Origin of the sequence: Corynebacterium durum, from assembly GCF_030408675.1 — a bacterium.
Classification (GTDB): Bacteria; Actinomycetota; Actinomycetes; order Mycobacteriales; family Mycobacteriaceae; genus Corynebacterium; species Corynebacterium durum.
Map to the genome: position 1 here is coordinate 1,679,901 of NZ_CP047200.1, position 14,253 is coordinate 1,694,153.

Genomic DNA, 14,253 nt, shown 5'->3' on the forward strand with positions numbered 1-14,253 from the left:
GATGATTATTCATGAAGGCATCTCCCCCACCGCCGTCGCTGCGACGAGGAAGCCGTCCCTGATGATCCATCGCCCCGAAATAAACGGGATGGGCGTGGGGCGTATCAACAGATAGGAGACAAAACTACCATCAGGCCTGATATCTATTTCCGCTTGATCGAACCCCAGCCAACGATGTGTAAGTGGGAACCATGCCTTGTAGGTGGCTTCCTTGGCGCAGAAAAGTAACCGATCGGCACAGTCCAACCCGCCGGATCGCAGCTGATCAAGCTGCGGGAGCTCGCTGTCGCGCGCGATAGACCCCAACACCCCCTCTGGGAGTGGTTCGGCGGGTTCCGCGTCTAGCCCCATGGAATGCACCAGCAGGCGAGGTGCGGCCACAGCTGCCCGGAACCCGTCAGTATGAGTGAGAGAACCGCTGACCGATGATGGCCACAGCGGCATGCCGCGTTCACCGCGCAGGATGGGTTTGCTGCTATCCCGTCCGAGGGCTTCCAATGCTTGGTGAGCGCACCATCGGGCATCACCGAATTCGGCTTTACGTTTGTCCACCGAGTGCGTGACCAGCGCTTGTTCCAGGGGGTGAAGGCTCAAGTAGCGGGTGAGATCGGTTGGAGCACCGTGGCGGGGGACGGCAGTACGCATCCAGCAGAATTTTGCGGACGGCGGGAACAGTGAGGCATCAAGCATCGTCGATCTCCATCACTTTGTAAGGCCATTCCCAGTTTTCCCCGTAGCGGCGCCACTCTCGCGGGTAGCCGAGGGATACTTCCACGTGGGGAATGTCGTCAACAATGATGGTTGTCGGAATGTGCAGGTGCCCATAAATGACGCGCTGTGCGTTGTAGCGTTTCGCCCAGTTCCTGGTGTGCCGAGTCCCGCACCACAGGCTAAGTTCTGGCCAGGCAAGGCGTCGTAACGGTTCGCTGACCAGCGGCCAGTGGTTCACCAAAATGGTAGGGCCAGTGACCCGGCTTAAGCGTTTGATGGAATACGCGAGCCTGTCCCAGCACCAGGCACGAATATCCACAAACGGAGCGATGGCGAACTGGTCAGTAAGAACCACTTGGCGGTCATCGGCAGCCTGCAGGGCCTGTTCCACGGTGAAACCGGGCTTACGAAAAGAATAATCGTACAGGGTAAACAACGGCACAATGGTCACGCCACCGAATACCGGAAACGGATCCTCGGGCGTCAGCACATCAATGCGCCTGCAACCTTCAACAAGCTCATCGTATTTCGCGCGGCCCTGGCACGTGTCTGTACTTCGGCTAAACAACTCGTGGTTGCCCGGTACCCAAATCACGCAGGCAAATCGTTTGCGCAGTTTGGTCAACACCTTGAGAACCTTCTCGGTGCGCTCCGCCACATCACCGGCAACAATGAGCCAGTCCCCTGGGTTGGTGGGGCGAATGGAGTCAATGGCCTTGGTATTAGCCTTCACTGCTGCGTGAAGGTCTGATACCGCCCACAGGGTGCGGGTCACTGAGGCATCCTCCTAAACCGGCACCGTATGTCACTTAAGGTACCAACCAGTCTTCGTGTCTTACCTGGAACAAATGTACCAGCAACGATTACGCGCTACCACGTGCCCATTTCATGGATTGGAACCGGGACACCACAAAAGCAAGCCGGATCAGCAGAAAAGCAGCCAAACCGCACCACACACCAGTGAGCTGGGTATCCATGATCAACGCAAGCCACACTCCAGGAAGAAAACCACAGATCACAGACACCAACGTCGCTGTACGGAGGAATGCCGCATCGGCGGCACCAAGCAGCACACCATCCAAGGCAAAGACAATACCACCCACCACGATCATGCCCACCAGAATCCACCACGGGGCGGCGATAGCATCCATCACCGAGTGATCGTTGGTGAACAATCCAGGGATGGCCTTGAATCCCACCGCGAACACACACGCCAGCACAGCGGCAAACCCCGCCGAGTACGCCACCACTTTCGTACCCACGGACCGCGCCACAGAGATAGCACCAGCACCCAGCGCAGAACCCACCAACGACTGTGCGGCGATGGCCAACGCGTCCAACACCAGCGACAAAAACGACCAGAGCTGCAGCAATATCTGGTGCGCCGCCAGTGACGACGCCCCGAAACGTGCAGCCACCGACGCTGCTGATACAAACGCTACCTGGAACGACAGGGAGCGCATGATCAGGTCTCTACCCAAGACAAGTTGCTTACGCATGATGTTAAAGTGTGGCGCATACCCACCCTGGTGTGCTTTTGCCAACGCCCAGAGAAACAACAGTGCCGTAATGGACTCCCCCACCAGGTTCGCCACCGCAGATCCAACAAGCCCATACCTATGCACTAGCAGTGGCACCAACGCAGCGCTGGGAACCACCCCTGCCAGCGTGAAATAAAACGGTGTTCGGGTGTTTTGTATGCCACGCATCCAGCCGTTTCCTGCCATAGTGGCAAGGATCAACGGCACACCTATGCCCGCTATGCGCAGCCACCGCGTGGCTAGGTTCGCGACCTCTGGAGAATGCGCTAGCCAGCTCGTGAAGGTCGGAGCGCCAAGCCACACGATCGCGGCAAGGACAGCCCCAACGATCAGTGCTAGCCACGTCGCCTGCACGCCTTCACTGACGGCTTTGTCCGTGTCACCGGCACCATAGTGCCTAGCCGCACGCGCGGTAGTGCCATAGGACAGGAATGTGAGCTGTGTGGTTACCTGCGCCTGAATGGTGGTAGCAGCCGCAAGCCCCGCCAAGTAAAGACCGCCGAGGTGTCCGACCACCGCAGTATCAATGAGCAGGTACAACGGCGTTGCCGCAAGAACTCCGAGGGCAGGAAACGCCAATGCAAAAATCGTCCGCGCAGACACGGCAGAGACGTCAGAGCCGGCGTCTGTCATGTTCATATGGTGTCCAGTGTTTCTGCCAAGCTGGCTTTCACCGAATGCCAGTCCCCTTGCGTGGTATACCCGGAGGCGCACACATGCCCACCGCCGCCAAAGCGGCTGGCCACTGCTGCCACGTCCACGGTGGACGATCGCAGCGACACCGACCACACCCCTGGGGCATATTCTTTGAAGAGCGCCCCAACCTGAGCATTTTTGGGTGAACACACGAAGGTCACCATGCTTTCCACCATTGATGGATCCTCGTCAGCGATCACATCGTAGTCGGCGAAAATCGCAACGATAGTGGTCTTTTCTCCGATGATACGCTCGACTCGCTGCAGGACTTTTCCGATCAGTGCGAGGTCCTCCACGCTGCGTTCGTCCATCAAGGCAGCGGTGGTGGCGCGGGTATCCACGCCCAACCCTATGAGTTCAGCAGCCATGGTGTGCATGGCCGGACTCCCCCAGCGAAAATTCCCTGTATCTGTGACCAACCCCGCGTACAGCGCCGTGGCCAGCGGAGTATCCATGTGAATACCCATGTGCTTGAACCAGGACAACAGCACAGTGGTTGTGGATTCAGCTCTGACATCAATGAGGTTCACCGCCCCAAAGCCTGGATTAGTAGCATGATGATCCACCACCACACAGGCATCACTAAGTGCCTCGACAAGCGGCGCGTGAGTCCCGGCGCGGGTTACAGAAGCGCAATCGACGACTACCACGGCGTCGACACGCGGCGCCTCCTGGGAAGTACGCACCTCGGAGGCACCTGGAATGCTGAGCAGGCAGGACGGAAGGGGTTCAGCCTGCCCGATCATGCCCACCGCAGCGATACCACGCTGCTGAAGCGCCCGCACAACCGCGCAAACACTACCCACTGCGTCTGCATCTGGGTGCACATGCCCTACTACAGCAACTGTTGTCGCAGCATCTATCAGCGCTGTCGCCTGCTCAAATGCCTGCGTGTCGACGCTTGCCGCATCCCAGGTTTCCGCCACAGTTACGTCCCTACTCTTCGCTGACGGTGGTGTCGTCTTCGGAGGTGTCAGTGGTGCGATACGGATTCGCATCACCAGCGGGTTGTGCATTCTTGGCGAGCTCAGCCAGCTCCTCATCGCGGGCGCGAGCGCGAGCCAGCAGTTCTTCCATATGCGCCGATGCTTCCGGGACCGTATCCAGGCTAAATGAGAGCGTCGGGGTGTAGCGAACGCCCAGCTGGTCACCCATAATCTTGCGAAGCTGTCCGCGTACGCGATTTAGTGCCTCCGCAGCGCCATCCACATCAGGCTCCTCGTCGAGGGTTACGCCCCGAACCGTGTAGTAAACGGTGGCATCATGCAGATCACCAGTGACCTTGCAGTCAGTGATGGTGACATATTGGAGACGCCAATCCTTAGTCTCATGCTCAATGGCCGAGGCGATAATCGTCATGATTCGTTTAGACATGCGCGCTGCACGTGCATGATCAACCATGTGAATTCCTTAGGTTTGTTACGTTTATAAAAAATAATGATGAGCTGGAGAAATCCCGCCGCAGCATAGTCTTTATAACAAGGCTATGCTGCGGCGGGATTATCCTGTGCATTAGTCGCGGGGAACCTCAACCTCTTCGTACACCTCGATGATGTCGCCCACCTGAATATCTGGGTAGGACAGCACCATACCGCACTCGTAACCGGCGGCAACCTCGGTGACGTCGTCTTTTTCACGACGCAGCGAATCAATATTGGCCTTATCGGTGACAACGCTACCGTCACGCACCAAGCGAACCGATGCGTTGCGTCGGACCTTGCCCGACTCGACCATACAACCGGCGATGAGGCCCACAGCAGAGGCTTTGAACAGGGCGCGGATTTCCGCGCGACCCACTTCGCGTTCCTCATAGATCGGCTTGAGCATACCGCGCAGGGCTTGCTCAATCTCCTCAATGACACGGTAGATGACCGAGTAGTAGCGGATCTCCACGCCTTCGGCGTTGGCTTCCTCGGTGGCCTTGCCTTCAGAGCGCACATTGAAACCAATGATGATCGCATCTGACGCAGCAGCCAAGGTGACGTTGGTCTGGGTGACGGCACCGACACCACGGTCGATGATATTCAACGCGACCTCGTCGTCCACCTCGATCTTCAGCAACGCTTCTTCCAGGGCTTCCACGGAACCAGCATTGTCGCCCTTCAGGATCAGGTTGAGTGTGCTGGTTTCCTTCAGCACTGCATCCAGGTCTTCCAGGGAGATGCGCTTACGGCTCTTAGCTGCCAACGCGTTGCGTTTACGTGCGTTGCGGCGGTCCGCAATCTGGCGGGCAACACGGTCGTCTTCCACCACCAGCAGGTTATCGCCAGCACCGCTGACACTGTTGAGGCCTTGCACCTGCACCGGACGGGACGGGCCGGCTTCGTCAACATCGTTACCAAACTCGTCCACCATGCGGCGCACACGGCCATGGGCATCGCCCACGACAATGGAATCGCCGATGCGCAGCGTACCGCGCTGCACAATTACGGTGGCCACCGGGCCGCGACCGCGGTCAAGGTGTGCTTCAATGGCAACACCCTGGGCAGCCATGTTCGGGTTGGCCATCAATTCCAGCGTGTTATCGGCTGTCAGAAGAACGGCCTCCAACAGGTCATTAATGTGCAAGCCCTGCTTGGCAGAAATATCCACGAACATGGTGTCGCCGCCGTATTCCTCAGGGATGAGGCCGTATTCGGTCAGCTGTCCACGAATCTTGTCGGGCTGTGCGCCCTCCTTGTCGATCTTGTTGACAGCAACCACAATAGGTACGTCGGCTGCCTTCGCGTGGTTAATAGCCTCAACCGTCTGCGGCATTACACCGTCATCAGCAGCCACCACCAAGATGGCAACGTCCGTGGATTGCGCACCACGTGCACGCATAGCGGTAAATGCCTCGTGTCCCGGGGTGTCTAGGAAAGTAACGTACCGGTCTTCATCCTCATAGGTGACCTTCACCTGGTAAGCACCAATGCCCTGCGTGATGCCACCGGCCTCACCGGAACCAACATTGGTTTTACGGATCGAATCCAGCAGTCGAGTTTTACCGTGGTCAACGTGGCCCATAACGGTCACCACCGGCGGACGCTGGACCAGGGCTTCCTCGCCGCCCTCGTCTTCACCGAACTGCAGATCAAAGCTTTCCAGAAGCTCGCGGTCCTCATCTTCGGGGGACACGACCTCGACCTTGTAGTTCATTTCGTCGCCGAGCAGCACCAGTGTCTCCTCAGACACGGAGGCTGTTGCGGTGACCATCTCGCCGAGGTTGAACAGTGCCTGCACCAATGCAGCGGCGTCGGCACCGATCTTGTCGGCAAAGTCAGACAGGGACGCGCCGCGAGCGAGACGCAGCGACGCACCGCCGCCGTCCGGCAACCGAACGCCACCGATGACGTTCGGTGCTTGCATTGCCTCGTACTCATTCCGCTTCTGCCGCTTCGACTTGCGTCCCTTACGCGGAGCGCCGCCAGGACGCCCGAAAGCGCCAGCTGTGCCACCACGGCGACCACCACGGCCACCGGGACCACCGCCACGGTTGAAACCGCCGCCAGGTCCACCACCGGGACCGCCAGAGCCGCCGCGACCACCACGGCCGCCAGCAGCTGCCTTGGTGGGCATTTGCCCAGGATTCGGGTGGTTTGTGGGCATCATAGCCGGGGTGGGACGACGCCCGCCGCCCTGACGCTCCGAACCTTGGGAGCGTCCAGCAGCCTTGGTGCCGCCCTGACCGCCCTGGTTCGAACGATTGCGCTGACCCTGGCGGCCACCGCCGCCTTGGCCTTGTTGTCCTCCCTGGTTCGAGCGATTTCCACCAGGTCGCGGACCGCCGCCTGGGCGCGGTGCCGGGCGGTCACCGCCACCAGTGGAGAACGGGTTGTTGGCTACCCGCGGCGCACGAGCGCCAGGCTTCGGTCCTGGCTTGGCCATGGGGCGCGGCATAGCGCGGCCTTCAGAAGAGGCTGCGGAGCCATCACCGGAACCAGTTCCACCAGCGCTGAATGTGGGCGCACCAGGCTTCGGGGCGCCACTAGAAGCGTTACGCGCACCGGGTTTCGGGGCGCTGGGTTTAGCAGAACCAGGCTTCGCGCCGGGCTTAGCCGCGCCTGGTTTCGGAGTGGAGGCAGCCGCAGGAGCGGAACTGCCTGCCGAGCCAGACTGGCCAGGCTTAGCGGAGCCGGGTTTTGCTGCAGAACCCGATGAAGTGGCCCCAGCACCAAGGCGCCCGGGTTTCGGGGCGCTGGGTTTAGCAGAACCAGGCTTCGCGCCGGGCTTTGGCGCACCAGACGCAGATGCGCCGGGGCCGGGCTTAGCAGCGGGAGCAGCAGGCTTCGGAGTGCCTGCTTGGGTGGCGGCACCTGTCGCCGCCGAGGTCTGTGGTGCGGAGGCATTCCCCGCAGGCGCAGCATTCTGCGCATCATCGGCGCCCTCGTTCTTGGGCGCGTAGTACTGTTCCATCTTCTTCACCACCGGGGGTTCGACGGTAGAAGATGCGGTCTTCACAAACTCGCCTTGTTCCTTCAACGTGGCGAGCAGTTCTTTGCTTGTTACACCAAGCTTTTTTGCAAGCTCATGTACACGTAGCTTTCCGGGCACTTTACTCCTATGTGTTTTCCTAGGAGTCGCGGCCGGAAGGCCCACGCTCCTAGAGGTGTGCTATGACGTTCATCGCTGATGCTTCATCGTGTGCTCATCAGTGTTCGGTCCTTCTTGGTTCTCTGGGTCCTCCACGCGAACCTTCACGCAGGTGTAGGTAATCGCGCACAAGACCTGTGTCTAGTTGCCCAGACACCTTAAACGCGCGGTGAAAGGCGCGCCTTTTCTCGGCAAGGTCCAGGGATTCCAGGTTTGGTGTCAGCCACGCTCCCCTGCCGGGTTTCCGCCGCTGTGGATCCGGTGTGGCAATGTAACCGTGGTCTAGTCCAGCAGGATGCGGCTCTGCGACAATCCGCAGCAAATCCACATCTGGTTTGCGGTGACGGTGTGCGATGCACGTGCGGATACGAATGTCGGAGTGTTCATGTCCGAGCACTGAATCCATACGCTTCCTTCGACTTTGTCGCTCACAACCCTACGTTTTCCACCAACCCGAACTGGGCCGGATTACATACTACGCCACGTGGGCGGAAAATAAGTAAAAATGTCACGTGTTCCACGTTGGTACTGGCTGGCATAACGCTGTTGCGAGGCCGTGATGAGGGTGCGGTCAGCATGCAGCCAACACGCAGCAGGTGGGCTAGTCCACGTCCGAGCGGATGTCGATCTTCCAGCCGGTTAGTCGAGCGGCTAGCCGGGCGTTTTGGCCTTCTTTACCAATGGCCAGGGAAAGCTGATAGTCCGGCACCACAACCCGTGCGCGCTGTTCATCTTCATCAACAACATCTACCTTAACAACCTTGGAGGGTGCCAAAGCATTCCCGACGTACTGCGCAGGATCTTCAGAATAGTCAATAATATCGATCTTCTCGCCACCAAGTTCACGCATGATGTTGGAGACACGCTGGCCACGCGGACCAATGCAGGCACCTTTGGCGTTGAGTCCTTTCACCGTGGGGCGCACGGCCACCTTGGAGCGGTGTCCCGCCTCCCGGGCGATGCTGACAATTTCCACCGCACCGTCGGCAACTTCTGGAACTTCCAGCTCAAAAAGCCTGCGCACAAGTTCCGGGTGGGTGCGTGACAGATTGATTTGTAGGTTACGGGGACCTCGGTTGACCCCCACGACGTAGCATTTCACGCGGTCACCGTGGTTGAGTTTTTCACCAGGGATCTGTTCGGCCGGCAAAATAATACCGTCCTGACCGTCCGCCTCCGTACCGAGGTGGACGACAATGATGCCACGTTCCTTAGCGCGGGCGTCGGCCTGCACAATGCCGGAGATGACGCGCCCCTCAAAGTCGGAGTAAGCATCAAACGCGCGGGAGGTTTCGGCTTCGCGGAGCCTTCGAACAATCGCATCTCGGACTGCATGTGCGCCGATACGCCCGAAGTTATTGGGTGTGTCGTCGAATTCGTTGATCACGTTGCCGTCATCGTCTACTTGGGTGATCATGACGTTGACAGTTCCTGTCTGGGCGTCGATATCCACGCGAGCTCGGGGTTCGTCCTCGACCTCGCCACGGTGCGCGTAGTAGGCGTGGAGCAGGGCTTCGGCGATGGTGGTGAGAAGGTCATCGACACCAATCCCCTTGTCTGCCTCAATCGCTTCTAGCGCCTTGATATCGATGTTCACTTGTGTTCCTCTCGCCTTTCCGCGGCAGTGTTAAAGTCTTCGTCTGCCACGGCCTTTTCATCCGCAGGAACCGTAGCGAATTCAATTTCTACCACTGCTTGGCCTATTTCCGCCACTTTACGCACATCAACACACATGTTTTTACCCTCACGGCTGATCAGCACAACCTCGGTTTCGGCATCGTTGAGGGCTCCAATACGACTTGTGCGCTTTGTCCCACTGTCGTCCCAGGTAACCAGCCGACCTCGGTTTCGACGCCAATGCCTCGGCAGAGTCAGCGGATGATCCACACCCGGGGTTGACACCTCAAGTGTATAACCTTGTCCCCCAAAAGCAATTACCCCCGCCTCCTCAGCACCGTCAAAAGCCTCGGATATTTCCCCAGAGACCACCTCAAGCGTGTCCAGGTCGGGCCGATTATCCGAATCAAGTGCGACGGCAACAACGGTTTTCGACCCCGCGCGATTGATCTTGATCTCCTCCACATCCATGTGGTGGGACGCCGCGATGGGGTCAACAATGGTGGTTAATGTTTCAACACTGGGAAAAGCCATGTGTGTGAGCTTAGCGCGCAGGGTAAACTCAACAGCCGTGAATCGCCGTACGTTCCTTGCCTTTACTGCTGTTGCTTTTGCCACCGCCGGGTTGAGTGCCTGTTCACGCCCAGCGCCGGAGCCTAATCAGACACTTGTATCACTGGCGGAGCAGGCGCGTACCGACGCCGCAGCTCTCGCCCCGGTCCGCTCCGACCTCGCGGCCATCCGAGAACGCCACGCCACCATGCTGTCCACCGAAGTGGCGCGGGACTGCGGACATTTCGAAAACGGCAGCGTCCCCGATTCTTGCGTATCGACGACCTCCCCTTCCGCCGCCACCACAACCAGCGTCGCCGCAGCCGCGCACACAGAACCCAACGCCGTCCTGAAAGCGGCATTGGACCAGGTCAATTCGCTACTTGCCGACATCCCAGCAGATTCCGCAGTAGTGGTTGCTCGCATTCACACTGAACTCGCCATTTTGACCATGGCTGCCCCGCCCGCGTTTGACCAGAACAACAACATCACTCCTACGGCAGCGGATAGTGATCAGGTGAAAAAGGCACTGGAATGGGAATACGCCACCATCTATGGGCTTGAAGTGCACGAAGCATTCGTAGCAAACGAACTTGCTAGTACCCTCAACGATGCTCTTGACGAGCACCGCAGAATCGCCACCGCATTACGCATGGGGTTGGAGTCAGCCAACGTCAGTGACATTCCCGTCGCCGAAGCCGGCTACACCATTAACGATGTCAAAAACTCAGGATTCTTCGCTGATTCCGCATCACAGTCAGTACTCGCGTGGCATGATTACGCGTCCCACGCATCTGATGCCAGCTGGCGGGCACTGTGCATACGCATCGCCTCCACAATTGCCGTGACGGCCGTACCCGCCCTGGAATTCGCTGGCATCGAACCCTGGCGTGCCGATTTCCTGCAGCTTAATTAGAAGCGCTGCCACTCCGGCTTGTGCTCGTAGGCAAAGCGGTAGTACTTACCGAATTTCAACTTGCTGGCGGCCTCCTCATCAACGATGACCGTGACATGCGGGTGCAGCTGCAGTGCGGACCCCGGAGAGAAGGCCGACACTGGCCCCTCAACGGCTGCAGCGATGGCCTCCGCCTTGCCTTCACCGGTGGCCAGCAGCACCACGTGGCGGGCCTCGGAAATTGTGCCCAACCCCTGCGTCAGCACGTGCACCGGCACATCGTCTGGGGAGTCAAAAAAGCGGGCATTATCTTCAATTGTTTGCGGGTGCAGCGTTTTGATACGCGTCCGCGATGCCAGCGAGGACCCTGGTTCATTGAAACCAATGTGTCCGTCGGTGCCAATGCCCAGCAATTGGACATCCACTCCCCCGGCCTGCTTGATCGACTCATCGTAGGCACGAGCTGCATCACCGGGATTGTCAGCGCGACCGTCGGGGCTGTGCACCTCGTCGTCGTTGAGATCTACATGCTCGGTAAACTCCCGGCGAATGGTTCGATAGTAGCTCTGCTCATGATCACGGGGCAGTCCCACGTACTCGTCAAGGAGGAACACCGTGATACCCGCAAAGCTCAGGTCTTCTTCCTTGTGACGACGAATCAGCTCGCGGTACAGCGCCACCGGTGTTGAACCGGTGGCTAAGCCAAAGGTTGTTGGACGTGGCCCACGCACATATTCTTCAAACACGTCAGCAGCAACGTGTGCTACCTCAGCCGCATCGCGACAAATAATTACTTCCATGGAAATCACTCTCCTACTACAGGGTCAGCGGGTACGGCTTCGCCGGCCCGCACGACATGGGTTGGTTCAAAGTTGTTGTTGCACAGCAGCAAGTCAGCGCGGTTGCCTACCGCGATGCTGCCCCGGTCTGCCAGTCCAAGCGCTCGCGCTGCTGTTGTAGATGCCATTGACACGGCGTCGTCTAGCTTTCGCCCGCGCTGCACGTGCCTGCGTAATTGATCGCACATGTGCGATGTGCCGCCGGCGATCGCCCCAGTACCGCCATCCTCAGCGCTCAGTCGGGCCACTCCGCCATCAACGCTGACGGCGAGATCGCCAAGAATGTAAGCGCCGTCGCTCATTCCTGTTGCTGCCATCGCGTCAGTAACAAAGAATGAATGGGACGTGCCCACGGTGTCCCACACCACATCGACAGTGCGATCGTCAAGATGCACGCCGTCGGCGACCAGTTCAACGAAGAGGCGTTCCAACGCGGCGGCATCGATAAGGGCAGCAGCCGCGCCGGGGTTACGGTGATGCAGCTGGGGCATGGCATTGAACAGGTGGGTGGCAGTAACCGTCACCCCCATTTTGGTGGCACGGTCAATGACGGACAGGGTGGTGTCAAAGTCTGCGTCGGTGTGCCCCAACGACGCCACCACGTCGTAGGTGGCGCAGACCCGAAGCAGCCCATCCACGTTTGCGGTTTCCGGCGCAAACGTGATGGTTTTGAGCCAGCCGCGACCGGCTTTAGCCACCCGCTCGAACAGCTCGGGATCACCCGGAATGATGGCAGCTGGGTCCTGCGCGCCGCAGCGCACGCTGTTCACGAAGGGCCCCTCCATGTGCACGCCGTCAATCTCACCTTCGTCGGCGAGGTCCGCAAGCAACGCTGTTTGTTCCACCAAATGGTCACCCGGCGCGGACACCAGTGATGCCAGCAAAGTGGTGGTGCCGTGTGCCCGGTGGTGTCGGGCGGCGCGCCGACAACCGTTGAGGGTTGAGGTGGGGAATCCTTCGCCTGCACCACCGTGGTTGTGCAGGTCAATGAGCCCGGGAAGTATGTACTCGGCGGTGGTGGCGGGTCCGTTGTAATCGCCTGCGGGGCGGATGTCGCTGATGCGGTCGCGCAGGGTGACCACCAGGGCGTCGTCAAGCAGCCCACTGTTGGTGAGTACTTTTCCCCTGTAGACGGCGCTACTCACTGCTTGTCCTCGGTCGTGGCTGCGGCAGTGACTGCGGTGACGAATTGCGCGGTGACAAAGGAGACGTCGGTGATGGCTGTGCCAATTATCACAGCGTCGGCGCCAAGAGTGAGGGCTTCAGCCGCCCATTCGGGGGTATGGTAGCGCCCTTCTGCGGTGAGGAAAACGTCGGAACCGAGTGCTTGGCGGATGTCTTTCACGAGTTCCAAGTCGGGGCCGTGGGTTTTCGCGCGATGTTCGGTGTATCCAGCGAGCGTGGTGGAGATGATGTCGGCACCGTCACTGTGTGCTGCGATGGCTTCGTCGAGAGTGGCGATATCGGCCATGATGAGTTTGCCTTCTTCATGGACGGCGGCGACTTGCTCGGCAAAGGTGGAGCCGTCTTGGCGGGGGCGTTGTGTTGCATCAACAGCCACAACGTCTGCACCCGCGTGGGCAACGGCCCTCGCAGAGGCAACGGTGGGGGTGATATAGACCCCGGTGGCGCCTTCTTTAGTCAGACCAATCACGGGTACGTTGACTTTTTCAGCAACAGCGCGAATGTCTTCTAGACCGCCGTACCCACCGCAACGGATTGCTGTTGCGCCACCGGCGACGGCTGCGGCTGCAAGGTGAGCGATGGTGTGGGTGTCACGCAGTGGGTGACCGTCAGGTGCTTGCGCAGAGACGATCAACGTGCCGGTGACATGCTGTCGAAATGTTGCAAGATCCATGGGATTACTGTTCTTTCATCAAGTGGGTAGATGCCAGTATGTCTGTGTGTGCCATGTGAGCGGCGCCGACAAGAGGCGCATTGGTGCCCAGCGCTGCTTGCACAATAGGGATGTTGCACAGTGGCGCTAACAACCCATTGCGGAGTCCCTGACGGAGCGGTTCGAGGATCGGTTCGCCAAGCGTACCGACGCCACCGCCGATCACCACCGCGCTCACATCAATGGCATTGATAAACGCGGCGAGTCCTTCGCCAACGCACCGCAGGGAATCGGTAATGACGCGTCGTGCCAGGTCTTCACCCTCATGGTATCGGCGCATCACCTCACGAAGGTCTTTCGCTGGGGTGCCACTGACTGCGGTGTTATAGGAGCGGGTCAGGGACGGTCCTGAGCCAATGTTCTCAATGGTGTCGCAGCCGTTACCTGCAGGAACGGGTGCAAGCAGGTACGCGATTTCGCCACGTATGTCGTGCGGGGATTGGGGAAGCTGCCCGCCAGTAACCAGCGCCCCACCGATTCCGGTACCGATGGACACGAACAACACGTCACCTGTGTTACCTGCAGCGGCTCCATGTACGGCTTCACCAAGACCCATGACGCGCACATCATTGTGCACGGACACAGGCAGGTCAAGGGCGGCCCTCAACGTGGATGCAATGTCAGTACCAGCCCAGCCCGGCATGGTGGGTCCGGCGTAGCTGATGCATCCGGTTCGCGTATCAACGACCCCGGGGGCACCGACTCCCACACATGTTGGCACATATCCGTCGGCATTGGCATTGGCGATGATGCTGGTCGCGGCGTCGATAATCTCGCGGACAACAACCCTGGGGCCATCTGCGGCGCGGGTCGGACGGGTGGCGCGCCCATGCACTGTGGTGGGTGCAGTGGGATCAACAAAACCGGTAGCGATTTTTGTGCCGCCAATGTCTATGGCAATGGTGCAGGTCTTATTCATGGCACTGGTCATGG

At 59.3% G+C, this 14,253-nt stretch carries 13 protein-coding genes and 2 pseudogenes; 1 reads left to right on the forward strand and 14 read right to left on the reverse strand.

From position 1 onward, the window contains the following. Positions 1 to 9: 9 nt before the first annotated feature. From CDUR_RS07815 to rimP, 10 genes and pseudogenes are all read right to left on the reverse strand, one after another. On the reverse strand, positions 10 to 690 hold the full coding sequence (locus tag CDUR_RS07815; protein WP_179417769.1) for a 4'-phosphopantetheinyl transferase family protein: 681 nt from the start codon (positions 688 to 690) through the stop codon (positions 10 to 12). Beyond that, positions 683 to 1,486 (reverse strand): metallophosphoesterase family protein, encoded by an 804-nt coding sequence (locus tag CDUR_RS07820; protein WP_179417770.1) that lies wholly within the window; start codon positions 1,484 to 1,486, stop codon positions 683 to 685. Before CDUR_RS07820 ends, CDUR_RS07815 begins: the two co-directional genes overlap by 8 nt. Before the next feature lie 88 nt (positions 1,487 to 1,574). Further along, positions 1,575 to 2,891, reverse strand: coding sequence for an MATE family efflux transporter (locus tag CDUR_RS07825; protein ID WP_006063654.1), 1,317 nt, complete (start codon positions 2,889 to 2,891; stop codon positions 1,575 to 1,577). After that, positions 2,888 to 3,874: a DHH family phosphoesterase gene (locus CDUR_RS07830; protein ID WP_179417771.1), complete on the reverse strand. Its 987-nt coding sequence runs from the start codon at positions 3,872 to 3,874 to the stop codon at positions 2,888 to 2,890. Before CDUR_RS07830 ends, CDUR_RS07825 begins: the two co-directional genes overlap by 4 nt. A gap of 10 nt (positions 3,875 to 3,884) precedes the next feature. Further along, on the reverse strand, positions 3,885 to 4,349 hold the full coding sequence (rbfA, locus tag CDUR_RS07835; RefSeq protein WP_179417772.1) for a 30S ribosome-binding factor RbfA: 465 nt from the start codon (positions 4,347 to 4,349) through the stop codon (positions 3,885 to 3,887). A gap of 111 nt (positions 4,350 to 4,460) precedes the next feature. Beyond that, positions 4,461 to 7,013 (reverse strand): annotated as a pseudogene (gene infB / locus CDUR_RS07840) (translation initiation factor IF-2); the annotation flags it as partial. 375 nt (positions 7,014 to 7,388) lie between these two features. Next, positions 7,389 to 7,526 (reverse strand): annotated as a pseudogene (locus CDUR_RS12970) (translation initiation factor IF-2 N-terminal domain-containing protein); the annotation flags it as partial. A 52-nt stretch (positions 7,527 to 7,578) separates the two neighbouring features. Then, on the reverse strand, positions 7,579 to 7,926 hold the full coding sequence (locus CDUR_RS07845) for a YlxR family protein (protein WP_060996265.1): 348 nt from the start codon (positions 7,924 to 7,926) through the stop codon (positions 7,579 to 7,581). Between the two features lie 195 nt (positions 7,927 to 8,121). Next, complete coding sequence (nusA, locus tag CDUR_RS07850) at positions 8,122 to 9,117, reverse strand: transcription termination factor NusA (RefSeq protein WP_179417774.1); 996 nt, start codon at positions 9,115 to 9,117, stop codon at positions 8,122 to 8,124. Beyond that, positions 9,114 to 9,671 (reverse strand): ribosome maturation factor RimP, encoded by a 558-nt coding sequence (rimP, locus tag CDUR_RS07855; protein WP_179417775.1) that lies wholly within the window; start codon positions 9,669 to 9,671, stop codon positions 9,114 to 9,116. Before rimP ends, nusA begins: the two co-directional genes overlap by 4 nt. A 37-nt stretch (positions 9,672 to 9,708) precedes the next feature. On the opposite strand from rimP, the gene CDUR_RS07860 reads away from it, so the two are divergent. Next, entirely contained in the window at positions 9,709 to 10,605 is an 897-nt protein-coding gene (locus CDUR_RS07860; protein ID WP_179417776.1) for a DUF4439 domain-containing protein, read from the forward strand. On the opposite strand, the gene nagB is transcribed toward CDUR_RS07860, so the two are convergent. From nagB to CDUR_RS07880, 4 genes are read right to left on the reverse strand one after another with little or no spacing between them, the layout of a single operon-like run. Continuing rightward, on the reverse strand, positions 10,602 to 11,384 hold the full coding sequence (nagB, locus tag CDUR_RS07865) for a glucosamine-6-phosphate deaminase (RefSeq protein WP_006063663.1): 783 nt from the start codon (positions 11,382 to 11,384) through the stop codon (positions 10,602 to 10,604). The two genes, CDUR_RS07860 and nagB, sit on opposite strands and share 4 nt — an antisense overlap. A gap of 5 nt (positions 11,385 to 11,389) precedes the next feature. Next, positions 11,390 to 12,568 (reverse strand): N-acetylglucosamine-6-phosphate deacetylase, encoded by a 1,179-nt coding sequence (locus CDUR_RS07870; RefSeq protein WP_179417777.1) that lies wholly within the window; start codon positions 12,566 to 12,568, stop codon positions 11,390 to 11,392. Next, positions 12,565 to 13,281 carry an N-acetylmannosamine-6-phosphate 2-epimerase gene (locus CDUR_RS07875; protein ID WP_179417778.1) on the reverse strand — a complete coding sequence of 239 codons (717 nt, stop codon included), beginning with the start codon at positions 13,279 to 13,281 and terminating at the stop codon, positions 12,565 to 12,567. Before CDUR_RS07875 ends, CDUR_RS07870 begins: the two co-directional genes overlap by 4 nt. A 4-nt stretch (positions 13,282 to 13,285) precedes the next feature. Continuing rightward, positions 13,286 to 14,251 carry an ROK family protein gene (locus tag CDUR_RS07880; protein ID WP_179417779.1) on the reverse strand — a complete coding sequence of 322 codons (966 nt, stop codon included), beginning with the start codon at positions 14,249 to 14,251 and terminating at the stop codon, positions 13,286 to 13,288. Between the last annotated feature and the right edge of the window lie 2 nt (positions 14,252 to 14,253).